The sequence below is a fragment of the Nocardia goodfellowii genome, assembly GCF_017875645.1.
In the GTDB taxonomy this organism is placed as follows: Bacteria; Actinomycetota; Actinomycetes; order Mycobacteriales; family Mycobacteriaceae; genus Nocardia; species Nocardia goodfellowii.
In genome coordinates this window covers 5,821,667-5,847,790 of record NZ_JAGGMR010000001.1, presented here as the reverse complement: position 1 = coordinate 5,847,790, position 26,124 = coordinate 5,821,667, and the positions used below count along the sequence as shown (strand labels likewise).

Here is a 26,124-nt window from a genome sequence, read left to right as displayed (position 1 = left end):
CGGTTGCGGGCCGCGAAAAAAGGGGTTACGGCGTAGTGAGCGCCCGCACCATCGCGGTGCCGAAGCTCAGGTCGTTCGAGGTCGCGAGTTTGGTGTAACTGCCACCGGTTTGCTGCGCCACGTCCTGCAAGGTTTGGGTGCCCGGACCGCCCACGACGATGATATCGATACGCACCGGCTTGCTTTTATCGATGGCGGCGACCAGATCGGTGAGCAGTTTCTGGCCGGTGATCGTGGAATCGTCGTCGGGACCGTCGGTGATCAGCAGAATCGAATTGCTCTTGCCCGCCACGTAATTGCCGACCGCGTTGCGGTAGGCGGCCAGCAGGGTCGGATAGGCCTGGTCGGTGCGCGACCCGGCGGCCTCGACATCGTCGAGTGCCGCGTTGACGGCCGTGCGCTGATCATCGGTCAGCGTTTTGGTCGGGGCCAGCACGTCGTAGGGGGTGGTGCCGTCGAGATTTTTCGCGAAAGCCCAGACGCCGATCCCGAAATCGGGCGGCATCACGTTCATGGTCGATTTCAGCGCCCCGATGACTGTGGCGAGCCGGGTGGCCGAACCGTCGATGGTCGACATCGAGGAGGACGTATCGAGCAGCACCGTGGACTGCACGCCGAGTACCGGATTGTCGAGGGTGGCTTGCACTTTCTCCAGCGCGGCGCGGGAAGCGCCCGGACCGGTCACCGGCGGGGTGGCGGTGAATCCGGCGGCGGTGAAGAACGGCGCCTGCTCCGGCGCCCGCAGGTATTCGGCGAAGACGCTGGCAATGAGATTCTGCGTCTGGTCCACCCACGGGCCCGACATCGTCGCGGCCGGATAGTCGGCTACGGGCGCGGAACCGACCGGCCGGAACATGGCGATGCCACCGTGCGCGCGCACCTGCTGCTCGGTGGCGGCCACCGCGTGGACCGTGGCTTTGGTGGGTTCCGGCGCGGCGATCGCGCTCAGAGCGGTCGTGGTGTCAGCGTCGGGTGCGCCCGCGGCGAGCCCGGAGACGGCGGAAACGACCTGCCCGGTTCGCGCGGCCTGCTCGGTGAGCGGGTCGGTGCCCGAGGTCGCGGCGGCGACGGCGGTGGCGACGGCGAGGCCGGCGTCACCGCCGGGTAGCGCCAGCTTCAACCCACCCCAGTTCGGTAATCCGATGGTGCTGAGCGAACCCTGTTGCAGGGCAGGCAGATCCGCCCAGGTGGTCTGCGCGGCCTCGAGCGCCGCGCGTAGTTCTTCGGGAACGGCGAGCACGATCGGGCTGGCCGCGATCGGCGTCGGATCGCCTTCGATCAATCCGGGAACCCGCGCCGCCTCGATGGCCCGGGACGAATTAGGAATCCACAGCGCGGGCTGCGGGCCGAGCACGCCGTTCCAGGTGCCGCCCGCGGTGAGTCCGGCCACCATGTCGGCCGACGGCCGGGCGGTCACCACCACTTTCGCGCAGTGATCACGCACTTGCGGTGTGCCGGCGTTGTACTTGTCGGCGACGGCTCGCACCGGCGCCTCGATGTCCGGGTCGACGGTGACGAACAACGTGGCGTCACCTTCGACGCACTCCGAGGCCGCGGCGGAATCCTCCTGCGCGGCTCTGTCACTCAACTGAAACCATGCGAAAACCGCCCCGGCCAGCAACAACACGGCCACCACTGCGATAACCGGACCTTTGCTGACACCCCTGGATCTGGCTCCGCTGCGATGTGTGCCCACGGCGCACAGTCTATGGTCATGTCCGGTTTATCGGTCGACCGGTCAGCCCCAGCACGGTGCGCACACGAGCTGCCGTCATGCACTCGATGCATGACGGCAGTCCATGCCGCACCGGCGTCACTCGCGGATCATGCGGCCGCGGTCGAACTCGTGCCCGCCCCAGACGCCGGACTGGCCCGTCTCGGCGGCGAATTCACCACAGGCCCGGCGGATCGGGCAGCCCGCGCAGATGCCGCGCGCGTACTCGAAGTCCTCCGACGGATACGGGAACCACGCGTCATGGTTCGAGTCGCCGCGGCACGCGGCCCGGTGCCAGTCGCGGGTGTCCGAGAGAGGCAGCAGGTCCGCCAGGGTCGGTTCGGTGACGTCGCCGGCCGTACGTCTCAACTCGGTTCGGACGGTCATGTCCTTGCTCCTTTCTCTCCGGCGGTGGCCAGGTCCTTCCAGATCCGGCGTTGGCGCTTGGCCAGGTGGTTCGGCGCCTTCGGTATCCACAGCAGCCGCATGCCCGCCTCTTCCGGGGTGTGGTCGGCCTTGACCGAATTGCACGGCGCGCAGCAGGCGATCAGGTTGCTCCAGGTGTTCGGGCCACCCCGGCTGCGCGGCCGGATGTGGTCCACGGTGCGGGCCCACCCGGCGCAGTAACCACACCGGTGGCGGTCGCGCCGCAGCACGCCGGCCAGGGTGGCCCGGCTTTCGTCGTGCACCAGCGTGGTGTGCTCGATGAACACGTACCGCCGCAGCCGAATCGTTTCCGGTAGCGGTATTTCCCATTGCTTCGAGCGGATCGGGAAATACGGTTCGCGGTCGGCGATCGATTCGGCGGCCCCGCTCATCAGCAGCACCACCGCACGATCGGCACTGATCTCGTCGAGCGCCTCGAAGGAGGCGTTCAAGACCAGTACCGGACTGTGTATCCAATTGTCGGCGGTCAACACCACCGAATCGGTGGCACGGCGGAACGGCATGGGGCTCACCATGTTTCGGGAAGTGTGGGACGAATTCGTGGAGTGCGCCGGTCGCGAACAACGCAGCGGCGGTGGGACAGGCGGGTCTAGCGACCGACCCGGAGGAGGACGGGCCGCGGATCGCTGATCCGCTGTCCGTACGCGCCGATCTCGGTCGTATGCTGCGAATTCTTCATCTCGTGCGATTGCACAGGCCGTCTCCTCCTTCCTCGATAGTCCAAAAGATCACCCCGCCGATCGGGGTGATCATCGTCTGAATCCATGGTGGCACACAGCACCCACCGTTGTCGGCTCATTTTTTGCCGACCGGTAGGTGCTGTCTTGAATTGTGTTGTAGATCAGGCCTTTTCCAGCGCGGCGGCGCCGAAGGAGACGTTGAACCGGTCGCACCAGATGGAGACGCTGGTGTACTTCGTCAGGTCGGTACCGGCGGGGATGGTGTAGTTCTGACTGCCCTTGTTGCCTTTGAGCTTGCCCAGGTCCAGGTACGCGCCGTCGTCGAACACGCCCCAGCCGTCGCGGCCGTCGATGACCGGCGCGTCGGTGAGCCAGACGTGCAGGTCGGGACCGTCGGAGGTGTCCAGGTCATCCAGGCGTAGCACGTGGCCGCCGTCGGGGAGTTTCAGGACCACCAGACTGCCGGAGGTGGAGTGTTCATGGGAGATGAAGCGGCCGATGGACAGCGGCGACGGCATCCGGGGTGCGGCGGCCGGGCCGGGCCCGACGACGGCGGTGGGTTCGGCCTCGTTCACCGTGGTGTCGGTGACCAGCTTCCATGGCTGGAAGAAGGCCAAACCCGCCCCCAGCGCCAGGACCAGCGCGGCCGCGACCGCAAGAGCGATCTTCTTCCGTCGAGGAGTCCTCCACGCGAACGCCATCTCATCCTCCCGGCACTCGACCTGACCATGTCCGACCATTCAACCGCGTCGGGGCCGGACACGCCCAAGAGACGGTTCAGCCGAGCGGACTCCGGCCGAGCACTACCCGCCCGGTGAACTGGAGTTGCTTGGCCCGCGGCAGCGGATGGAACTGGCCGCCATGGATATCGCGATAGTGCATCTCCAAGGCGCAGGTCCGGGAATAGCCCGCGCCCCCGACGGTTTCGATGGCCAGACGCACGGTCTCGATCAACTTGTCGGCGGCGACGGTCTTGCGACTGAGGGTGCGGGCGGCGTAGTCGTCGGTATTGGCGAAGCGGAGATTTTCCGAGCCGTCGAACATCGCCTCGATGATGTCCGTGGCGGTGATGTAGCTGTTCATCATCTCGCCGGCGAGTTGGTAGACGTGCGCGTCGGTGCGCCCGTGGACCAGCCTGGTGGCGAGTTCGACCGCGGTGTCGGCGATTCCCAGATAGGCGGCCATGACCAACGGCAGCGCCGCGCCGATCACGACATTGAGCAGCGGCGGCCAGACATCCGCCGGGCGAGCCATGGATATCGCGGCGTCCGGGACGAAGACATCCTCGAGCACCACGGTGTGCGATCCGCTCGCCCGCAAACCCAAGGTGTCCCAAGTTTTTTCGATCCGCACACCGGGTGCGGAAAGCGGGATCGCACAGTGCAGCGCCTGGGCGCCACCGGGGGCGTCGTCCCAGCGGAAGCTGGTCACCAGCACGGTACCGACCTCACAACCGCTGGCCGGAGCCTTGCGGGCATGCACCCGATAGCCGCCGTCCACCCGCACCGCGCGCCCGTTGGAGCCGACCCAGTCCGAGGCGCCGGTGCTCACCAGGATCGCCCCGGCCGCCACCTTGCCGAACAGGGCGGTCGCGTCCTGCCCGTTGTTGTGCCGCCACACCTGGGTGGCCACCAGGTGCGCGTGCATCGCGAAAGCCACCGCGGTGGACGCGTCGTGGCGGCCCAATTCCCGGATGGCCGCGCCCATTTCGGCGTGGGTGGCGCCACCGCCCCCGAATTCCGCCGGAACCAGTGCGGCGGTGAGCCCGCTGGTGCGCAGTTGGTCGAAGGCGGCGGCATTGATCTCACCCGTCCGGTCACGGTCGGCGACCTCGGGGCGCAGCACGTCACCGACCGACCGGGCGCGGGCCACCCAGTCGGTGGCGGTATGGGGATGGGCAGCAGTTGTCGTCATGCCCGAGTCCTACGGCTCGCCTGCACCGCCGGTTCAGCCTGCGAGGTGTTGTCTCCGGCCACCCAAGGGTGGACGCCGGGAGGGTGTGACCCGGCGTCCGGCCGTGCTCAGAGGTTGCCGACGGTGTGTTCGAGGCGGCGGGCGACGAGCTCGCGGGCCGATTCGCGCAGGGCGGGTCGGTAGCCGCTCGGGTACACCGGGTCGCCGGGGGTGTAGGTCTTCAGGATCTCCTTGGCCAAGGTGATCTTGTGGACCTCGGTGGGCCCGTCGGCGATGGCCATGACCTGCGCGTAGTTCATCATGTCGACGAAGGGCAGGTCGGTGCTGACGCCGATCGCGCCGTGCAGGTGCATGGCGCGCTGGGCGATGTCGTGCATGACCTTCGGCATGGCGACCTTGATGGCGGCGATGTCGTGGCGGACCTTGCGGTAGTCCTGTTCCTTGTCGATGCGCCACGCGGTGCGCAGCACCAGCAGGCGGAACTGCTCCATCTCGATCCAGGCTTCGGCGATCTTCTCCTGCGTCATCTGCATGCCGCCGAGCACGCCCTTACGCATGGGCCGCGACACCGCGCGCTCGCACATCATGTCGAAAGCCTTGCGCACCATGGCGACCGTGCGCATGGCGTGGTGGACGCGGCCGCCGCCCAGGCGGGTCTGGGCCACGATGAAGCCGAGGCCCTCCGCGCCCAGCAGCGCGTCGGCGGGCACGCGGACGTCGGTGAAGCGCAGGTGGCCTTCCTTGTCGGAGAAGCCCGGCACGGTGAAGTTCCGGACGATCTCCAGGCCGGGAGTGCCGGCGGGGACGATGAACATCGACAACCGCTGGTGCGGTTCCGCCTCCGGATCGGTCACCACCATCACGATGTGGAAGGCGGCGTATTCGGCGGCCGAGTTGAACCACTTCTCGCCGTTGATGACCCATTCGTCGCCGTCACGCACCGCCCGGGTCCGGAACGCGGTCGGATCCGAACCGCCGGTGGGCTCGGTCATCACATAGCAGGACCCGATCTCACCATCGAGCAGGGGCCGCAGGTACTTCGCCTTCTGCTCGGGCGTACCGAAGTGGGCCAGGATCTCGGCATTGCCGGAATCGGGCGCCTGACAACCGAAGACCAGCGGGGCCCACTTCGAGGTGCCGATGACCTCGTTGAGCAGAGCCAGTTTCACCTGTCCGTAGCCGGGGCCGCCGAGTTCGGGGCCGAGGTGGCACGCCCACAAGCCCTGCTCTTTGACTTTCTCCTGCAGCGGTCGCATCAGCGCCCGGATCTCCGGGTTCTGGCGGTCGTAGGGTTCGGGGTAGATCAGGTCGAGGGGTTCCACCTCGGCCTCGACGAACTCCGCGACCCAGTCCAGTTTCTTCTGGTATTCCGGATCGGTGTCGAAATCCCAAGCCATGACTAGCCTTTCGTCTTCTCAGTGGTGATGCCGTCGAGGAAGGTGGCGGCGAGCAGGTCGGCGATCTCGCCGGGGGAGTGGTTGCCGTCCGGGCGGTACCAGACCGTCACCATGTTCAGCATGCCGAGCAAGCTGTTGGTGATGACGTGGTCGGCGGTGCGCAACAGACCGGCCGCGTAACCGTCATCGATCACCCGCTGCCAGCAGTCCTGCACGTCGTCGCGCAGGTCTTGCAGCTGCACGGCGCGTTCGCCGGTCAGCGCGGTCACATCGCGCAACTGGATCGCGACTTCCCGCCGGTGCGCGATGATCAAACCCGTATAACTGTGAATCAGCTTGTGCAGCTTTGCGATCGGGTCGTGGCCGCTGGCGGCGATCCGCTCGGCGTCCTCGCGCATGAGCTGGATGTAGTCGCGCAGGATCTCCCACAGCAGTTCTTCCTTGGAACCGATGTGGTAGTACAGCGCACCGCGTTGCACATTCGCGCGCTCGCCGATCTCCGCGACCCCGGTCCCGTGAAAACCCTTGTCCGCGAACAATTCCACCGCGGCCTCGACAATCCGTTCGCGCGTGTCTCCAGCCGTGGATTCCGAAGCGGGCGGGCGGCCGCGCCGGCGCGCCGTAACCGGGCGGCCGCCCTCCGTCGAATCGCTGCGCGACGCGGTTGTCATCGCGGATCCAGGATGATCTTGCTGACCCCGTCGGCCCGCTCGGCGAACAGCTGGTAGGCCGCCGCGCCCTCCGACATCGGCATCCGATGGGTGACAACGGCTTCCGGCCGGAGCCGCCCGGCCGCGGTGAGGCGCAGCAACGCGGGCAACTCGTACTGGATCGAGCACAGCCCGATATGGAATTCCAGCTCTTTCACCTGTGCGAGCGGCATATGCATCGGGTACGCCGAATTCTGGTTGACCCCGATCACGCTGACTCGTCCGCGCGGCCGGACCGCGCTCATCGCCAGTTTGATCGTGGCGTCCGCCCCGACCGCCTCGATCGCGACTTCCGCACCGCCGTCGAGCATTTCGCGAATGGCCGCCTTGGGATCGTCGGCGTCGACCGGCTCGGCCCCGAGTTCCGCGGCACGAGCCCGGCGTTCGGCTACCAGATCCACACCGAGGACCCGTGCCGCGCCCATTGCGAAGGCCGACTGCACCGCCATCAGCCCGACCGGCCCGAGCCCGATGACGACCACGTGGTCGCCGGGGGTGATCCGCGCGCGCCGCGCGCCGTACCAGGCGGTGGGCGCGTTGTCGGTTAGCACGATGGCGGCCTCGTCGCTCACCCGATCAGGAAGGCGGACAAGGTTTCCCGCGGCGTGCGGCACGGCCAGGAACTGCGCCTGCGCGCCCGCCAGCGCACCGCCGAGCCCGTAGCAGGCATCGACCGGCAGCGGATGGCGCTCGCACCCGGTCACCAAACCCTGCCGGCAGTTCAGGCAGCGAGCGCAACCCGCGGACGCGGGCACGAGCACCCGATCGCCCACCGCGAAGCCGTGGGCGTCCGGTCCGAGCTCGACGATCTCACCCGCCGCCTCGTGCCCGACGCTGTACCCCGTGCCCTGGACGAAGCCGTGCCCGCCGTAGATATGCAGATCACTACCGCAGATCCCGGTGGCGGTGACCCGCACGATCGCGCCGTCGGTCCCGGGCAGCTTCGGATCGGCCACCTCGCTGTAGGAAATCTGGCGCGGGCCTTCGTATGTGAGCGCCTTCATCGCCAGCCGCCGTCGAGCGCGAGCGTCGACCCCGTGCAGAACGCGGACGCGTCGGTCGCGAAATACAATGCGGCGCCGACGATATCGGCGGGCTGGCCGATCCGGCCGAGAGCGTTGTGGCCGCTCATGTAAGCGACCATCTCCTCGGTCCAGGCCTTGGAGATATCGGTGGCGAACGGCCCGCACTGGATCGCGTTGACCCGCACCTTCGGTCCGTAAGTCTGTGCCAGCCCGGCGGTCAGGTTGTTCAGCGCCGCCTTGGCCGCCGCGTACGGCACCGCCATGGGCTCGGGGTGGGTGGCCTCGATCGAGGTGATGTTGACGATCCGCCCGCCCGCACCGGCCGTCATCCGCGATCCGACCAGCGCCGAAAGCCGGAACGGCCCTTTGAGATTCACGCCGATGATCTTGTCGAACAGCGCCTCGGTGACCTCGTCCAAGCTCGGATAGAGCAGCGACATGCCCGCGTTGTTGACCAGCACGTCGACGCGGCCGAACTCCGCATAGGCCGTCTCGACGAGCGCACCGCACTGCTCCCAGTCGCTGACGTTGCAGGCGACCGGCAGCGCCCGTCGCCCGTGGGTGGCCCGCACCTCCTCGGCCAACGCCAGGCAGTCGTCGAGTTTGCGGCTGGCGATCACCACATCCGCGCCCGCGGCGGCGAAAGCCAGCACCATCTCGCGCCCCAGCCCCCGGCTGCCGCCGGTGACCAGGGCGACTTGATCCAGCAACGGTTGTTCCGGCATCCGACCTCCCGAGCCAATAATGTTCCGATCAGTACATTAAATCGGGCACGGGTTAGAATCAAGAGGTCGACCGGCCGACCGCCGTCACCCCCCTGGCCGCAGCCGGACACCACCGGAACAGATTGCGTGCACTTTGTGTCGACCCGACGCGCGGACCAGCGTCTACCGACGGGTAACATTACGAGCGTCTTATTTAAACCGGTTCTTCTCGACAAGTGAGGCATGAGATGACAGAGCGGATTCAGGTCGGTGGCCTTCAGGTGGCCAGTGTTCTCCACGATTTCGTCGAGAACGAGGCGCTTCCCGGCACCGGCGTAGATTCCGCGGCGTTCTGGGCGGGCGCCGAGCAGGTCATCAACGATCTCGCACCGCGCAACCGCGCCCTGCTGGCCGAGCGCGACGAGATCCAGGCCAAGCTCGACGCATGGCACGCCGCGAACCCGGGCGCCGGCTACGACAAGGCTGCCTACAAGACCTTCCTGACCGAGATCGGCTACCTGCGCCCCGAGCCGGCCGATTTCCAGATCACCACCCAGAACGTCGACGACGAGATCGCCGTGCAGGCCGGCCCGCAGCTGGTGGTGCCGGTGATGAACGCGCGCTTCGCGATCAACGCCGCCAACGCGCGCTGGGGCTCGCTCTACGACGCGCTCTACGGCACCGACGCCATCTCCGAGGACAACGGCGCCGAGAAGGGCACCGGCTACAACAAGGTGCGCGGCGACAAGGTCATCGAATGGGGCCGCAACTTCCTCGACGACGTCGCCACCCTGATCACCAGCTCGCATCTGGGCTCCACCAGCTACCGCATCGTCGACGGTGAACTCGAGGTCGGCCTGGAAGACGGCACCACCATCGGCCTGGCCGATCCGTCGCTGCTCGTCGGCTACCTCGGCGATCCGGCTGATCCGACCTCGATCCTGTTGAAGCACAACGGTCTGCACATCGAGATCCAGATCGATCCGGAATCGCCGATCGGCTCCACCGACACCGCCGGTGTCAAGGACATCGTGCTCGAGTCCGCGGTCACCACGATCATGGACTTCGAGGACTCGGTCGCCGCGGTCGACGCCGAGGACAAGACCCTGTGCTACCGCAACTGGCTGGGTCTGATGAAGGGCACCCTCGCCGAGGAAGTCGCCAAGGGCGGCAAGACCTTCACCCGCACCATGAATCCCGATCGCGTCTACACCGCGCTCGACGGCAGCGACCTCGTGCTGCACGGTCGTTCGCTGCTGTTCGTGCGCAACGTCGGCCACCTGATGACCTCCGACGCGATCATCGATGCCGAAGGCAACGAGGTCCCCGAGGGCATCATGGACGGCCTGCTCACGTCACTGATCGCCAAGCACGCCCTCAACGGTGACACCGAACTGAAGAACACCCGCACCGGTTCGGTCTACATCGTGAAGCCGAAGATGCACGGTCCTGACGAGGTCGCCTTCACCAACGAACTCTTCGGCCGCATCGAAGAGGTCATCGGCGTGCCCGCCAACACCCTCAAGGTCGGCATCATGGACGAGGAACGCCGCACCACGGTGAACCTGAAGGCGTGCATCAACGCCGCGTCCGAGCGCGTGGTGTTCATCAACACCGGCTTCCTCGACCGCACCGGCGACGAGATCCACACCTCCATGGAGGCCGGGCCGATGGTCCGCAAGGCCGAGATGAAGTCGCAGCAGTGGATCCTGTCCTACGAGGACTGGAACGTCGACACCGGTCTGGCCACCGGCCTGCCCGGCAAGGCGCAGATCGGCAAGGGCATGTGGGCCATGCCGGACCTGATGGCCGACATGCTGGTCCAGAAGATCGGCCACCCGAAGGCCGGCGCCAACACCGCATGGGTGCCCTCGCCCACCGCCGCCACCCTGCACGCCACGCACTACCACCAGGTGGACGTGTTCAAGCAGCAGGCCCAGCTGGCCAAGGGCGGCCCCCGCGCCACCGTCGACCAGATCCTGGAAATCCCGCTCGCACAGAACACCGACTGGACCGCCGAGGAAAAGCAGCAGGAGCTCGACAACAACTCCCAGAGCATCCTCGGCTACGTGGTGCGCTGGATCGACCAGGGCGTCGGCTGCTCCAAGGTGCCCGACATCCGCGACGTCGGCCTGATGGAAGACCGCGCCACCCTGCGCATCTCCAGCCAGCTCATGGCGAACTGGCTGCGCCACGGCATCGTCACCGAAGACGAGATCATCGCCAGCCTCCAGCGCATGTCCCCGGTCGTCGACAAGCAGAACGCCGGCGACCCGAACTACCGCCCACTCTCCCCGGACTTCGCGGGCAGCATCGCCTTCCAGGCCGCCAAGGAATTGGTGCTCGAGGGTGCCAAGCAGCCCAACGGTTATACCGAGCCGATCCTGCACCGGCGTCGTCGTGAGGCCAAGGCTGCTTGTAAGTGAGTGCTGTTCGGTGAGTGAAAAGTAGCTCGACGCAGCTCTTTTCGACTCGAGGCCCCGCACCGGAGAACCCGGCGCGGGGCCTCTTCCATAACTGGAGATCAGCTCGAATACTGGCTCGTCACGCTCAAAACGGTCACACGCGGGGTATGCAATCAGTATCAGCGATTCATGGCTTACCAGTGGTTCGCCGCCGCGCTCGATAACGGACCGGGGCTCGGCCCATGGATGACCGGACTGGTCACGACAGACGCAACTCGTGCCCGACACGCTCCGAGCGGATGATTTCGTCCGCTCGGCATTGCCTCAGCGACACTGTTGCGCTAGCGGCGATCAGGTCAATTATCGAATTCGAGGTGCTCGAACAGGATTTCCTCGAATCTGGCTTTCATTTTCTCCGCGGTCACGACGTCGATCAGGTCGGACGCGTATTCGAGGACGCCCCAAAGGGATTGGGGGCGGCCGGTGGGGGATGGGACTTCGGAGAGGACGAGAGAGATGTCGAAGTCGGCGGGGGTGGTGGTGGGGACGGGGTCCCAGTGGGCGGGGAGGCCGGAGCGTTCCAGGTCGGCGGTCGGGATGTTTTGGAATGCCAGGCGCAGACGGAGGTGCGGGCGGATTCCGAGGTGGTCGGTGAGGAATTCGAAAGGGAGGTCCTGATTGTCGAGGGCGGCCAGGGTAGTGCGCCGGACCTGGGCCAGTAGGTCGGGGAAGGCCGGTGCTCCGGTGAGGTCGGTGCGCAAAATCAGGAAATTGGTGAATCGGCCGATGGCGGATTCCATTCCCGGTTCGGTGCGGCCGGCGGTGGGTGCGCAGATGGCGAGGTCGGGGCCGAGGCCGAATTCGGTGAGCATGAGCGCGTATGCGGTGTGTACGACCATGTAGATGCTGGCCTCGTGGGCGTTGGCGAAGGTTTCCAGCCGGCGATAACGCTCCTCGTCCACGCCGATGTACACCTGGGCAGCTTGCGGGTGCGGCGCATCCGGTGGTCGGCGGAGTGCCGGGGCGGGCTTCGGCAGGCGTTCGAGAGTTGTTGTCCAATAGGCGAGTTGGGCGTCTAGCGGGTTGGCGTCGAGATGCCGGATCAATTCGTGCTGCCAGATCGCATGTGCGGCGTACTGGATGGGTAGGGGCTGCCACTCCGGCTGCGCGCCGTGGCCGCGAGCCCGCAGGGCGGCGGCGAAATCCTGGATGAGCGGGGCCGCCGACCAGCCGTCGGCGGCGATGTGGTGCAGCATGATCAGCAGTGCACCGGAATCGCCGCTGGGGTAGAAGCGCACCCGCAAGGGTAGTTCGGTGCGCAGGTCGAAGGGCTGGGCGATGTCTTTCGCGATCGCCGCCGGGAGGTCGTTCGCCGGGACGGTGGCGTAATCGATGCTGCCGCTGGGCAATATCCGCTGGATGCCGGGGAAGACGGTGCGCAGGATTTCGTGGCGGGCAACCAGATCGGTCAGTGCGAGCCGTATGAGGTGTGGGCGGGTGGGTTCGATCATGCGCAAGGTGAAGACATACGCCCGGCCGGGGCCTCGGGTCCGGCGCTCGCTGTCGTTGAGCTCGAGCAGTCGCCGCTGCGGGAAGGAGAGCGGGACGAGATCGAGATGATGGGTCCCGGCGCGGGTGGGCAAACCGCTGCGGTGGATCGGGACAGCGGCCGCGAGTGCGGCGACTGTCCGGGCCTCGAAGATCTGCTGCACGCTCAGGTCCGCGTCGAGCACGTCGCGGAAGCGGGAACGCAGGCGGACCGCACCGAGCGAATCCCCGCCCAGGGTGAAGAAATCGTCGTCGACGCCGACCTCGGGGAGTTCGAGTACCTCGGCGAACAGCGCCGCGATGGCGGACTCGCGTTCGGTGCGCGGCGCCCGGCCGGTGGCGCGGGCGGTGAAGTCCGGGTCGGGCAGAGCCTGGATGTCGAGCTTGCCGTTGACGGTCAGCGGCCAGGCGGGGACCGCGGTGATGGCCGCCGGGATCATGTGCTCTGGAAGCTGGCCGGCGATCTGCTGATACAGCTGCGCCGCGTCGACATCGCCGGTCAGGCGGACATAGGCGAGCAGCCGGTTGCCGCGGGGGATCACTCGCGCCTCGGCGACGCCCCCGAGCGCGCTGAGAGCGGCATCGATCTCGCCCAATTCGATGCGGAACCCACGCAACTGCACTTGTTGGTCGGCGCGGCCGAGGTATTCGAGATCGGCGCGCCGGCGGCCGAGATCGCCGGATCGGTACATGCGCGATCCCGGCGGGCCATAAGGGTTGGCGAGGAAGCGGGTGGCGGTCAGCCCCGGGCGGCCGCGGTAGCCGCGCGCGACTTGTGGTCCGGCCACATACATTTCGCCGGTGACGCCGGTCGGCACCGGCTGTAGCCGGCTGTCGAGAACGTGGACACCGAAACCGGGAAGGCCCTGTCCGATAGTCGAGGATTGTGGTGCCGCGCCGTGTAATTCACTGATTGTCACGTGCACGGTGGTTTCGGTGATGCCGTACATGTTCACCAGCTGCGGGCTGTCGGCGGCGTGGCGGGTGTGCCAGTCGCTCAGCTTGCCGGAATCCAGTGCCTCGCCGCCGAACACCACATAGCGCAGGGCGAGCGGATGCCCGGGCCCGGCCTCACGGTCGGCTTCGATCAGTTGCTGGAAAGCGGAGGGTGTTTGGCTCAGTACCGTGACGCGCTCGCGAATCAGTAAGTCTCGGAACAAGTCCGGTGAACGCGAGGTCATGTGATCGACGATCACCGCGGTGCCGCCGGTGCACAGCGCACCCCACAGCTCCCACACCGCGAAATCGAAAGCGAAGGAGTGGAATACGGTCCACACGTCCTCGCCGCCGACCTCGAACCGCGCGAGCGCGTTCGCGAACAGGTGCACGACGTTGCGATTGGTGACCGCAACGCCTTTAGGAGTGCCGGTGGAACCCGAGGTGTAAATGACGTAGGCGAGGTCGTCCGGGTGCGCGGCCGCGCTAGAGAACGCTAAATCCGTTGTCCCTGAATTGGATTCGACGAGTACAACTGGAAGGTCGCCGACCGGCAGTTCGGCCCGGACCCGGCTGGTGGTGAGCACACAGCTCGGCGCGGCGTCGGTCAGCACGAATTCGAGCCGCCCAGTGGGGTAGGCCGGGTCGATGGGCAAGTAGGCAGCCCCTGCCCGTAGTACCGCCAGTAGCGCGACCGGCACGTCCGCGGTGCGTTCGAGGGCTACGGCCACCAGGGCTCCCGGGCCGATTTCCTGCTGGGCCAGGCGGTATGCCACGTCGTCTGCGTGCCGTGAGAGTTCGGCGTAGGTCAGGGTGGCTGTTCCGGAGCGGACCGCGATCGAGTTCGGGTGCGCACGACACTGCGCGTCGATGAGCTCGACGAGCGTGGTGTCCTGTTCCGGCACGCCGGGACTGCTCGATTGCTGGAGCAGTGCTTCGCGTTCGCCTTCGAGGAACAGATCGATGTCCCCGGCCACGCAGGCGGAGTCGGTGGCGATGCTGGTCAGTACTCGCAGCAGCCGTTCGCCGATGCGCCGAACAGTAGGTTCGTCGAAAAGGTCACGCGCATAAGAAATTGCCAGGGGGAGTTCACCGGCGGAGTTGTGGTCGACCGTGATGGTGAGGTCGAACTTCTCGGTCGGGTTGGGATTATCGAGAACCGCTGCCCGGACACCGGCAAGCTCCACGTCGGCTCGGGGCAGGTTCTGGAAAGCCAAGGCGATCTGGAACAACGGCGACCGTGCCGGGAGGCGCTGCGGCGCAAGTGCCTCCACCACGTCCTCGAAGGGCACATCCGCGTGCGCGAAAGCTGCGGCATCGGCGTCGCGCTGCCGAAGTAGCAGCGCGGCAACCGATTCGGAGAGATCGACCCGAGATCGCAGAACCAGTGTATTGACGAACATGCCGATCACGCCGTCGATTTCGGCCTCACCGCGTCCTGCGATCGGCGCGCCGATCGCGACGTCCGCGCTGCCCGACAGCCGGGCCAGCAGGATCGCCAGCCCAGTGTGCACGACCATGAACAGGGTCGAGCGATGCGTCTCGGCGACCGTGCGCAACCCGCGCGCGGTCGACGCGTCGACAGTGAAACGGATGGTGCTGCCCGCGTAGGACGGCCGCCGCGGGCGGGTGCGATCGGCGGGGAAAGTGGATTCCACCGGCAGCTCGGCCAGTTCGTCCCGCCAGAAGTCCAACTGGGTGGCGGCGAGCGAGCCCGAATCGGCCAGGCTGCCCAGCAGCTCGCGGTGCCAGCGGGCGTAATCGGCGAACTGCACCGGCAGCGGAGACCACCCCGGCTCGATGCCCGCCGTTCGTGCGGCGTAGGCGAGCATGAAGTCCCGCGTGAGCGGGCCCATCGACCAGCCGTCCGCGCTGATGTGATGCACCACGAAGACCAGTACGTATTCGGTATCCGCCGCCAACTCCAGGACGGCGACCCGCAGCGGCGCCGCGGCGGTGACGTCGAATCCGGTCGCGGCGAGCTCGTCGATGCGGCGCGACACTGCTTGGGCCGCAATCGGTTCCGGCTCGATCATGACCTGCGTCGCCGGCAGGATCTCCTGCCGCGCCTGACCGTCCCGCTCCGGGTAGCGGGTGCGCAGCACCTCGTGCCGAGCCACCACATCGGACACCGCGGCCCGCAGCGCGGGGAGGTCGAGGGTGCCGGAGAGCCGGAGGGCGACGGGAATGTTGTAGGTGGCCGCGGCCGGGTCGATCCGGTTGAGCAGCCAGATCCGCTGCTGGGCGGGCGAGAGCGGAATCGGATCGGGGCGCGGGCCCGCGATCAGCGGCGGGCGCGGCCGTGCGCCCGCACTCCGCGTCACAAGTTTCGCGAGTCCGCTCACCGTGGACGCCTCGAACAGCAGGCGAACCGGAAGCCGCGTGCCCGAGGTGGCGCCCAGACGCGCCATCACCTGCGTCGCGATCAGCGAATTGCCGCCGAGGGTGAAGAAGTCGTCGTCCGCGCCGACCCGCTCCGCGGCGAGGACCTCGGCGAAGACCGACGCGACGAGCTGCTCGGACGGAGTCGAGGGCGGCCGGTATGCGCTCGCGGCGAATTCGGGCCGCGGCAAGGCATTTCGATCCAGTTTGCCGACCGGGGTCAACGGCAGCTCCGCGAGCACGACCACCGCCGCGGGCACCGTATGCGACGGCAGCCGGCGTGCGGCGAAGGCGATGAGCGTGGCGGCGTCGGGCGATCGCTCCGGCTTGGTGCGCACGTAGGAGACCAGGACTGTGGCGCCGGAGTCCCGCTCGTGGCCGAGTGTGACGGCGAACTCGATGTCCTCGTGGGCGCCGAGGACGGCGTCGATTTCACCGAGTTCGATCCGGAACCCACGAATCTTCACCTGGAAATCCGCGCGCCCGAGGTAGTCGAGCTGCCAGTCCGTGGTCGCCAGTGCGTCATTGCCGGTCTCCTGAACCGCGTACCAGCGGACCAGGTCGCCCGTGCGATACATCCGCGCGCCCGGCGTTCCCCACGGATTCGCGACGAATCGTTCCGTGCTCAGCCCGGGGCGATGCCAATACCCGCGCGCCACACCCGCACCCGCCAAATACAGTTCACCGGTGGCGCCCGGCGGCACCGGCCGCAGCCGCTCGTCGAGCACGTACGCGGCGACGCCTGGGACCGGCGTGCCGATGGTGACGTGCTGCCCGGCAGTCAGTTCCGCGAAGGCGGAGATGATCGTCGTCTCCGTCGGGCCGTACCCGTTGAGAAAACGGCGCCCCGGCTGCCAGGATCCGAGCAGTTGGGGTGTGGTGGCTTCGCCGCCCACGGACAGCGTTGTCAAATGGTCGAGCCCACCGGGATCCAGCGTGCCGAGCACCGCAGGGGTGAGGATCGCGTGCGTCACCTCCTCGGCGCGCAGCAGCGCGCCCAGCTCCGCACCGCCGATGACATCCGGCGGCGTGATCACCAGGGTCGCGCCGACCGCGAACGCGCACATCCATTCCAGCACGGACGGATCGAAACTCGGCGAGCAGATGTGCAGCATGCGGTGTTCCGGTCCGAGCCGGTACCGGTCGATGGCATGTTCGAGCAGGCCGCCCAGCCCCGCATGGATGACGGCGACGCCCTTCGGCAGACCTGTCGAGCCGGAGGTGTAGATCACGTACGCGACATGGGAATCGGAGAGTGGTCCGAGACGATCCGCATCGCTCACCGGATCCGGCGACCGATGCGCTAGTGACGCCGTGGTCGAGGGGCTGTTCAGGACAAGCCAGTCCACCGCGTCTGGCAGTGCGTTCGCGAACTCGCCGGACGTAATGCCCAGCATCGCACCGGAATCTGTCAGCATATGACGCACTCGATCGGCGGGATATCCTGGATCCACCGGCACGTAGGCCGCACCCGTTTTGGCCACCGCGAGGACGACGGCCACCATCTCATAGGAGCGCGGCAGCGCCAGTGCGACAAGCTTCTCCGGGCCGACGCCGTGATCGATCAACAGCCGCGCCAACTGTGACGAGTACGCGTCCAGCGCACCGTAGGTCACCGAGCGACCGGCGTAGCGCACCGCCAGGCGATGCTGCCCGCGTGCCCGGCCGCGGGTCAGCAGATCGGGCAGCAATCCGCAGGGCGCGCTGACGGCCGGGGTGTGGGTCAGCCGTTCGTATTCCGGACGAGACAGCAGCACCGCGTCACCCACCGGCAGCTCTGGCCGCTCGGTGAGTGTCTCCAGCATCCGGACGAAGCGTTGCGCGAAGACCGAGACCGTGCTGTCGTCGAACAGGTCGCGCGCGAATCCGAAGACCGCACGCAATCCGGCGGGATCGCCGTTCGCCGCGTACTGCTCTCGAATGCTCAGTGCCAGATCGAATTTCGCGGGCTCATCCTCCGGCTCCAGCAGCTCGAGGGTCAGACCGGGCAGCTCGATGGCGGCGTCGGTGAAGTCCTGCAGCGTCAGCATCACCTGGAACAGTGGGTGCCGGCCTGGGGACCGGGGCGGGTCGAGGTCCTCGACCAGCCATTCGAACGGCAGGTCCGCATGCGCGAATGCTTGCAGGTCGTTCTCCCTGACGGTGCTCAGCAGCTCCGCGAAACCGGTGCCCGAGCGCACCCTGGTCCGCAGGACGAGGGTGTTGACGAACATGCCGATCAAGTCGTCGAGTTCCGCGGCGCCACGACCAGCGACCGGGGTGCCGATGGCGATGTCGTCGGTGCCGGACAGGCGCGACAGAAACGCCGCGAAGGCGGCGTGCAACACCATGAACAGCGTCGCATCACGACCGCGTGCGAGGCCGAGCAGGGCGGCGTGCGTGGGTGCGGGAATGACGAAATCCACTCGCCCGCCATCGAAGGACTGGCTGGCGGGGCGGGGACGAGACCCCGGCAGGTCGAGTTGATCCGGAAGCCCGGCCAAGGTTCGCCGCCAGTACGAGAGCCGCTGTCGGGCAGGCGATTCCAAGTTGTCACCGGCACCGAGCAGTGCGCGCTGCCGGAGTGCGAAGTCCGCGTACTGCAGCGGCAGCGGGGTCCAGTGCGGCTCGTGTCCGCTGCCGCGCGCGGCGTAGGCGCGCATGAGGTCACGGCTGAGCGGACCGAAAGACCAGCCGTCCATGCCGATGTGGTGGGCCACCAAGACCAGGATGTATTCGTCGCCACCGACGTGCAGCAGCCGGGTGCGCAGCGGTGGCTGGGCGGTGACGTCGAAACCGGCGGCGCCGGCTCGGCGCAACTCGTCGCGCACTTGATCCGGGCCGATCGAGAGGGGCGAGAGGTCGACGCTCACCTCGTGCGGATCGAGGACTCGTTGCACCGGCTCCGCGGTGGGCCCTTCGGGTTGCGGGTACACCGTGCGCAGCACCTCGTGCCGGGCGATGACGTCGGCGACGGCCAGGCGCAGCGCGGGGATATCGAGTGCACCCCGCAGGCGTAGCGCGACCGGGATGTTGTAGGCGGCCGAGCCGGTGTCGAACTGGTTGAGCAGCCACATGCGCTGCTGCGCGTGCGACAGCGGCAAACGCTGCGGCCGGTCGTGCGCGACCACGGCGGGGCGGTCCGCCGCCCCCGCGAGCGCGGTCGCCAGCGCGGACACCGTCGGTGCATCGAAGACCAACCGCACCGAAACCCGCTTGGCCAGTGCCGATTCGAGCCGGGCAGCCACGCGGGTAGCGATCAGCGAATTTCCGCCGAGCTCGAAGAAGTCGTCGTCGGCGCCGACGCGCTCGCAACCAAGTACCTCGGTGAACACGGCGGCGACGGCCCGTTCGAGCGGTGTCGCCGGCGCACGATAGGCCCGCGCACCCAACTCCGGATGTGGCAATGCTCTTCGATCCAGTTTGCCGCTGGCGTTGAGCGGCATGGCCTCCAAGAAGACGACGGCGCTCGGAACCATGTACGACGGCAACGCCTTACGCACATGCGCCTGCAGCGCGCGCTCGTCCACCGTTGCGCCGGGCCGGCGGACCACATGGGCGACCAGCCGATCACCGAGGTCGCCGTGGACCACGGTCGCCGCGGCGCGGGACACATCATCGTGTGCGCGCAGTACTGCCTCGATCTCACCGGGTTCGATGCGCTGGCCACGCAGCTTGATCTGGAAATCGGTGCGGCCCAGGTATTCCAGTACGGCGGGACGGCCGTCCCCGCCGAGCGTCCAGCGGACGACGTCACCGGTGCGGTAGAGGCGCGCGCCGCCTGTGTGGGCGACGAACCGTTGCGCGGTCAACCCGGAAGCGCCGAAGTACCCGCGAGCCAGTTGCACGCCTTCGAGATAGAGTTCGCCCGCCGCACCCACCGGGACCGGTCGCAGGCGGCGATCCAGCACGTGCATCCGGGTATTGGCGACGGGCGTGCCGATCGGGATTGTCGCACCCGAAAGGTTTTGTGCGACAGATGCTGTCACGACGGTGGCTTCCGCGGGGCCATACCAGTTGACGAGCTTCGCGTGTGGGAGGGCCGCGGCGAACCGCGTTGCCGTCCCGGTTGTCAGCGCCTCACCCGCGGCGAATACCCACCGCAACGATTTCAGCCCCGAGCCCGTCGCTGTCTCTAGAAAGGCCTCGAGCATCGATGGCACGAAATGCACGGTGTTGATGCCGAAGTGATCGATCGTCTGCGCCAGATAGCGGGGATCGCGATGACCATCCGGATCGGCGATGACCACCGCCGCGCCGGTCTGCAACGGCCAGAGCAATTCCCACGCGGAGATATCGAAGGTGATGGGCGTCTTGTGCAGTACGCGGTCACCGGGGCCGAGCGGATAGGTGCGCTGCGCCCAGCGGAACTGATGGACCAGTTGCCGGTGAGTGAGGACTACACCCTTCGGTCGTCCCGTCGACCCCGAGGTGTGGATGACATAAGCGGCGTTGTCCGCCCGCACGAGGGGAAGGGACTCGCTCCGGTCCGATTCAATGACATCGGCTCGTAGGACCGGTATGTCCCAGGAAGTCGTGAAACCGTCTGCCGCCGTGGTCAATACGCACACCGGTGTCGTACTCGACAGCACGTGCCCGATCCGTTCGGCCGGATCGCTCGGATCGATCGGCACCGCGGCGCCGCCCGCACGCAGCACCGCATACAACGCGACCACCAGATCGACGCCGCGCCGCATCGCCACCGCCACCGGTGTTTCCGCACGCACCCCCTGGGCGACCAGCACCCGCGCCAGCCACCGCGACCGGGCATCGAGCTCGGCATAACTCAGGGTGGCGGACCCGTGGATCACTGCGGGCGCATCGCCGGACCGCGCCAGTTGTACGTCGAACAACGTCAGCAGCGTCGAATCATCAAGCAGTTCAGGCACTTCGGTCGCATTGCGGGCCGTCAGCGCGACACGCTCGGTTTCGACAAGTGCGTCGATGTTTGCCGGGTCTGCCTGCGGATCGGCGGTCAGGCGGCCGATCAGCATCGACAAGCGCTCCGCCAGCGCGGTCGCGACCGGCTCATCGACCAACTCGCGCCGGTACCGGATCGACACCCGCAGCCGACTGCCCAAGCCGACCAGCACGGTGAGTGGGTAATGGGTGTCGGTAACCGCCCTCACACCGGTGACCTGAAGTCCGCCGGGCGCGGTGGTCCGCAACGCCACATCGGCGGGAACCGCTTCGAAGACCAGCAACGAGTCGAACAGCGTCTCGACGTCGGCAATCCGCTGTATCTTGCTCAACCCGAGATGATGGTGTTCCAGCAGTGCGGCTTGCTCGGCTTGCAATCGCCGTAGCAGCCCGGCCACGGTGTCCGCCGCTGCCAGGCGCACCCGCACCGGAATCGTATTGATGAACGACCCGACCATATCCTCGACACCGGCCAGCTGCGCAGGTCGTCCTGACACCGTCGCACCGAAGACGATGTCGTCGCGATCCACGGTGCGCCCGATCAGCAGCCCCCACGCCGCCTGCACCACGGTGTTGACGGTGACCTCTGCCCGCAGCGCCGCACTTCGCAGCCGCTCGGTGTCGGTGTCTGTCAGCTCGAAGCCCACTTCGCCGACACCGCAGGAAGTGCCCTCAGCAAGGACACCCGCCCCGCTGGCAGCTTCGTGGCCGGTGCCGACAGCATCGTCGCCGTTGCCGTTACCCACACCGGTGCCGGTGCTGGGTCGCGTCAGCGGTGTCGGTTCTGTGAACCCGGCCAATGCGGTCCGCCACGCTCCTTCGGCGGCCGCTGCGTCCTGCGACGCGATCCACGCCAGATATCCGTCGTAGGACCGGGCGGGCGGCAGGGCTGGGGTATCGCTGTCGAACGCATACAGCGCCAGCAATTCTCGTGCCAGCAGTGGCAGCGACCAGCCGTCGATCAGGATGTGGTGGCCGGTTACCAGCAGACGGTGCCGGCCGTTCGATCTAAGCAGTGTGAAGCGCAGGAGCGGGGCGGTACGCATGTCGAAGTGAGCCGCCGGATCGGCCGAGACGAGCGGATCGAAGTCGCCTTCGGAGTCGAGATCGATTACCTGCCAAGGCACTTGAACGTGGTCGAGCACTACCTGAACCGGAGTGCCCGTGCGGTCTTCGGTGAAGGCGACGCGAAGATTCGCATGGCGGTCCAGGATTCGCTGCGCCGCGGTGCGCAGGCGGTCCGCGTCCACCTGCCCGTCCAGATCGAGAGCGAATCGCATCAGGTAGGCGTCGGATTCGGCGAGCCGCGCGTGGAACAACATGCCCGACTGCATCGGCGTCAGCGGCCAGACCTCGACCATGTCCGGGTAGCGCCGGCCCAGTTCGGCGGCATCGGACGGCTCGAGTGCGGGCAGGCTGGCGATGTGCGCGGCGGGTTCGTCGAGTCCGCTCGTGAACTGGGCCAGCCGCTCGACGGTGCGGTGCTCGAACAGGGCCCTGGGCGTCAGCCGCACACCGCGCTCCGCGGCGCGGGCGACTGCCCGGATGGCCTGGATGCTGTCGCCGCCGAGGGCGAAGAAGTCGTCATCTCGGCCGATCCGGTCGAATCCCGTCACCTCGGTGAATACCTCGGCGATGGTCGCTTCACCCGGCGTCGCCGGCGCCCGGAATTCCGGACGGGTGAAGACCGGCTTCGGCAGGGCGGCGCGATCCAGTTTGCCGCTCGCGTTCAGCGGCAGCGCATCCAGTTCGACGATGAGCGAGGGAATCATGGCGGCGGGCAACGTGTTCGACAGGTTATCGAGCAGCTCGTCGTGATCCGGCCGGGCCCCGGGGGCGGCCACGATGTAGGCGACCAGCCGATCGCCGAGATCCGAGGGCACGACCGCCACCGCTATTCGTCCGACGCTCGGTTCGGCCAGCAAGGCGGATTCGATCTCGCCCGGCTCGATGCGCTGGCCGCGCAGCTTCACCTGGAAGTCGTTGCGGCCCAGGTACTCCAGGACACCGGCGCCGTCGATCTCGCGCCAGACCACGAGATCGCCGGTGCGGTACAGGCGGTCGCCGGTACCGAACGGGTTGGCGACGAACCGATCCGAGGTCAGGTCGGGGCGGCCGAGGTAGCCGCGCGCCAGCTGGACGCCCGCGAGATACAGCTCGCCGGGGACGCCTACGGGAACCGGGCGTAGTCGCGAATCCAACACATAGGCACGGGTATTCCAGGCTTGGCGGCCGATCGGCACGGTGTCGACGATCGGGTCCGCCGCCCAGTGGGTGGCGCTGACGGTGACTTCGGTCGGGCCGTACAGGTTGTGCAGGCCCGCCGTGCTCAGTGCTCGAAATGCCGCCACGGTGTGCGGGGACAGTGCTTCACCGATGGCGAAGACGTGGCGCAGGGTTCGGCATTGCTGGCTCGTGGCGACCGTGTGGAAGACATCGAGCACCGACGGCACGAAATCGGTGACGGTGACCTCGTGCTCGGCGATCAACGCCGCCAGGCGAATCGGATTCTGATAGTCCGCGGAAGAGGCCAGCACCATGCGCGCACCGGCCAGCAGCGGCAGGAAGGAACCCCACAGCGAGACATCGAAGGTGGTGGGTGTCTTGTGCAGCCAGACATCCCCGGAGTGCAGGGCGAAAGTGTCCAGCATCCAGAGCATTTGATTGGTCAGTCCCGCATGGGTGACTGCCACGCCCTTGGGTTTGCCCGTCGACCCGGAGGTGTAGATGACATAGGCCGTATTGCTGCCGCGCAATGCCATTCGACGTTCGCCGGCTACCGGTGTGCTCGCATATCCGGATAGGTCGAGGGTGTCGACCTCGATTCGGTCGATCTCCGCCGGCAGGGTCACGCGTTCGTCCGAATCGGTCAGCACGCCAATCGGATTCGCGCCGCGCAGCACGTGCTCGGTGCGCTCGGCCGGGTGATCGGGATCGATCGGAACCCATGCGGCGCCCGCCCGCAGCACCGCGTGCATGGCTACCACCGAATGCAGGGTTCGTCGCATGCACAGCGCCACAAGGGATTCCGGCCCGACGCCGCAGGCGATCAGGTGTCGGGCCAGCTGGTTCGCGCGTCCGGCGAGCTCGGAATAGGTGAGCGATGCCCCGTCGCACTGCACCGCGATCGCGTCCGGCGTACGGTCCGCCTGCGCATCGAGCAGGGTGGGCAGCAGCACCTCGGGGACGTCGAAATCAGTAGCGTTCCATCTGTTCACCACCCGCGCGGTTTCCTCGGGTTCGGTGAGCGGCACCGCCCACACCGGGTCGTCGCCGTCCGCTGTGAGAAATCGCCGCAGGAATCCGAGGAACCGGCTGTGGTGGCGGTGCGCGTCCTGCTCCGAGTACACGTTCGGATTGGTCTCGAAAACCACCCGATGCCGCTGCTTTCCGGCCGCCCGATAGATACTGACCACCAGGTCGTCCACGGCGCCCGTGGACAGCACATGCACCTGTCCGACGGCAGCGCCGAGCCCGAGTTCGCCGTCCAGCGGGGAAACATTGATCCACGGACCGAACCCGCGGGCGAGGCGGCCCGCCTCCGCCAGATCGCGGCGAATGTCCTCCGCGCGGTAGCGCTGATGCCGCAGCGCCCCGCTCACCGCGTTGCGCACCTCGCGCAGCAGATCGGACACCGTCGCGGTGTGCGTGACAGGCAAGCACAGCGGCACCACATTGGCCACCATGCCCGCCGAGCGACGCAGCAGGGCCGTCGTGCGGGCGGCGACGGGCAGGCTCAACGTCACCCGGGGCATACCCGTGACCTGCGCCGAGTAGGCAGCGAACGCCGCGATGCACAGCACCGAATCCGAGGTCTCCAGCCGCGCGGCCGCCGCCTCGAGGCCGGAGTCCGCGGGCAGGTCGGCTCCGATGATGCCGCTGACCGGCCCGGGTGGGGCGGTCCGCCCGCCCAGGCTACTGCCCTCCTGGAACCCCGCGAGCCGTTCGCCCCAATAGTCCCGGTCAATGTCGAAACGGGTGCTGCCGCGGTAGGCGAGGTCGTATTCGACCAAGGCATGGAGTTCGTCGCTCACCACCGGCTCGCGCGGCTCGCCCGCGATGGCTGCCGAATACAGTGCCGCTGTCCGCGTCAGCAGATTCATGGCACCGAATCCGTCCATGACGATGTGATGCGCCCGGATGAACCAGAACCACCGCGTCGCACCGAGCCGCAGCACCGCCATGCTCACCAGCCGGTCGCTCAGCACATCCAATACCTGCCCGGTGGCCCGTCGCATCCAGGCCCAGGCGGCTGCTTCCGGATCGACGGCGGTCCGGAAGTCGACGTATTGCAGTTCGTCATCCGGTCGCGGCTGCACGACCTGCCAGATTCGTCCGCCGCCCTCCTCGAACCGGACGAACCCCGACCCCAACTCGATACCCGCGGCAATGGCGGCTTCCCGCAACAGTTTCCGATCCAGCTCCCCTTCGAGGTCCACGTAGGAGGTGATATTCATCGGCACCGCGGGATCGAGCTGACAGGCATGCCACACATCGACTTGCGCCGCGGTCAACGGCATTCTCTCCCGCATGCTGCCCAATCACCTTCTCCTCGAACGCACACCAGCCGGAGAAGAACGCGTGCAGCCCAAAAGCGCCTAATAGCACAGACATTGGAGCCGGACTTCGCCCGGGCGAGGCAACAACCGGCCACGCGTGGTGAATATGTTCTGAACAGTACTGCTCACACGGTGGCTCGACACGCCCCAGAATGTGGGGTCCAGTGCACCGGTAACGGTGCTCCAAGCGGCGGCGATCCAGTAAGAATCAGCGTCCGGCGGTGCGCGACCAGTTCCAGCCCTGTCAGGTGTTCGCTTCCAGATCGGCGCGAATCGAGGCGGCGATCTGGCTTCGCCGGGATTCGGGCAGCCGCTCGATGGCGGGCAGCGCATCGGCGGACAGTCCGCTCAAACAATCGAGATCGAGGTCCAGTTTCACCCTACGGCCGCCGCTTGCCTCGACGATCTTGCCCGCCAGTCGGCGATAAGCCAGAATCCGTTTCACGCGTACTGCGCGTAGGTCAGCTCCGCGGTGCGTTGCAGGTATCCGTTCCCGCCGAAGAGCGCCGCCAGCTGGGTGGCCACGAACACCGTGGACAACACGGTCAGCGCGCCCAGCGGCAGCCCCAGTCCAGCCGCGACCACTGCTTCCGCTTCGTGTTGTCGATGATCTGCGGCTTTCTACATCTCAGCAATGCACGGAAATGCCGCAAGGTGCGCGGTGGCTGAGTACGGATGATGTTCCCATGCGGGTGAAGACCCCGAAGACGTTGACGGCCTGGGCGGCCAGGAGTCGGAGGCCCGGACTTCGCGCGGATGGGTAGGCAGCCGACATGCCGACCACGCCATGGGTTCGGCGGCATT

13 protein-coding genes are annotated in these 26,124 nt (G+C 67.3%); 1 reads left to right on the top strand and 12 read right to left on the bottom strand.

Translation table 11 applies throughout. The features are described 5' to 3' along the window. Positions 1-25 precede the first annotated feature (25 nt). From BJ987_RS26890 to BJ987_RS26850, 9 genes are all read right to left on the bottom strand, one after another. The gene (locus tag BJ987_RS26890; RefSeq protein WP_245366139.1) at positions 26-1,588 is read right to left on the bottom strand and encodes a VWA domain-containing protein; all 1,563 of its coding nucleotides are present in this window, start codon (positions 1,586-1,588) and stop codon (positions 26-28) included. A gap of 225 nt (positions 1,589-1,813) precedes the next feature. Continuing rightward, a complete protein-coding gene (locus BJ987_RS26885; protein WP_209895396.1) occupies positions 1,814-2,101 on the bottom strand; it encodes a WhiB family transcriptional regulator in 288 nt (95 codons plus the stop codon). Next, positions 2,098-2,664: an HNH endonuclease gene (locus tag BJ987_RS26880; RefSeq protein ID WP_209895394.1), complete on the bottom strand. Its 567-nt coding sequence runs from the start codon at positions 2,662-2,664 to the stop codon at positions 2,098-2,100. Before BJ987_RS26880 ends, BJ987_RS26885 begins: the two co-directional genes overlap by 4 nt. Before the next feature lie 338 nt (positions 2,665-3,002). Further along, positions 3,003-3,542 carry a DM13 domain-containing protein gene (locus tag BJ987_RS26875; protein WP_209895392.1) on the bottom strand — a complete coding sequence of 180 codons (540 nt, stop codon included), beginning with the start codon at positions 3,540-3,542 and terminating at the stop codon, positions 3,003-3,005. 76 nt (positions 3,543-3,618) lie between these two features. Further along, a complete protein-coding gene (locus BJ987_RS26870) occupies positions 3,619-4,755 on the bottom strand; it encodes an acyl-CoA dehydrogenase family protein (RefSeq protein ID WP_209895390.1) in 1,137 nt (378 codons plus the stop codon). Between the two features lie 107 nt (positions 4,756-4,862). Continuing rightward, the gene (locus tag BJ987_RS26865) at positions 4,863-6,152 is read right to left on the bottom strand and encodes an acyl-CoA dehydrogenase family protein (RefSeq protein WP_209895388.1); all 1,290 of its coding nucleotides are present in this window, start codon (positions 6,150-6,152) and stop codon (positions 4,863-4,865) included. A 2-nt stretch (positions 6,153-6,154) separates the two neighbouring features. Beyond that, positions 6,155-6,823, bottom strand: coding sequence for a TetR/AcrR family transcriptional regulator (locus BJ987_RS26860; protein ID WP_209895386.1), 669 nt, complete (start codon positions 6,821-6,823; stop codon positions 6,155-6,157). Beyond that, positions 6,820-7,866, bottom strand: a complete 1,047-nt coding sequence (locus BJ987_RS26855; RefSeq protein WP_209895384.1) for a zinc-binding dehydrogenase — start codon at positions 7,864-7,866, stop codon at positions 6,820-6,822. The genes BJ987_RS26860 and BJ987_RS26855 overlap by 4 nt, the downstream gene beginning before the upstream one ends. Then, positions 7,863-8,612, bottom strand: a complete 750-nt coding sequence (locus BJ987_RS26850; RefSeq protein WP_209895382.1) for an SDR family NAD(P)-dependent oxidoreductase — start codon at positions 8,610-8,612, stop codon at positions 7,863-7,865. The genes BJ987_RS26855 and BJ987_RS26850 overlap by 4 nt, the downstream gene beginning before the upstream one ends. 227 nt (positions 8,613-8,839) lie before the next feature. Between BJ987_RS26850 and BJ987_RS26845 the strand changes: the two genes are divergently transcribed. Next, positions 8,840-11,017 carry a malate synthase G gene (locus BJ987_RS26845; RefSeq protein ID WP_209895380.1) on the top strand — a complete coding sequence of 726 codons (2,178 nt, stop codon included), beginning with the start codon at positions 8,840-8,842 and terminating at the stop codon, positions 11,015-11,017. 335 nt (positions 11,018-11,352) lie between these two features. Here BJ987_RS26845 and BJ987_RS26840 read toward each other — a convergent pair whose 3' ends face one another. From BJ987_RS26840 to BJ987_RS26830, 3 genes are all read right to left on the bottom strand, one after another. Continuing rightward, entirely contained in the window at positions 11,353-25,293 is a 13,941-nt protein-coding gene (locus BJ987_RS26840; RefSeq protein ID WP_209895378.1) for a non-ribosomal peptide synthetase, read from the bottom strand. A gap of 271 nt (positions 25,294-25,564) precedes the next feature. Beyond that, entirely contained in the window at positions 25,565-25,765 is a 201-nt protein-coding gene (locus BJ987_RS26835) for a hypothetical protein (protein ID WP_209895376.1), read from the bottom strand. Continuing rightward, complete coding sequence (locus BJ987_RS26830) at positions 25,762-25,905, bottom strand: DUF4153 domain-containing protein (RefSeq protein WP_209895374.1); 144 nt, start codon at positions 25,903-25,905, stop codon at positions 25,762-25,764. The genes BJ987_RS26835 and BJ987_RS26830 overlap by 4 nt, the downstream gene beginning before the upstream one ends. Positions 25,906-26,124 lie beyond the last annotated feature (219 nt).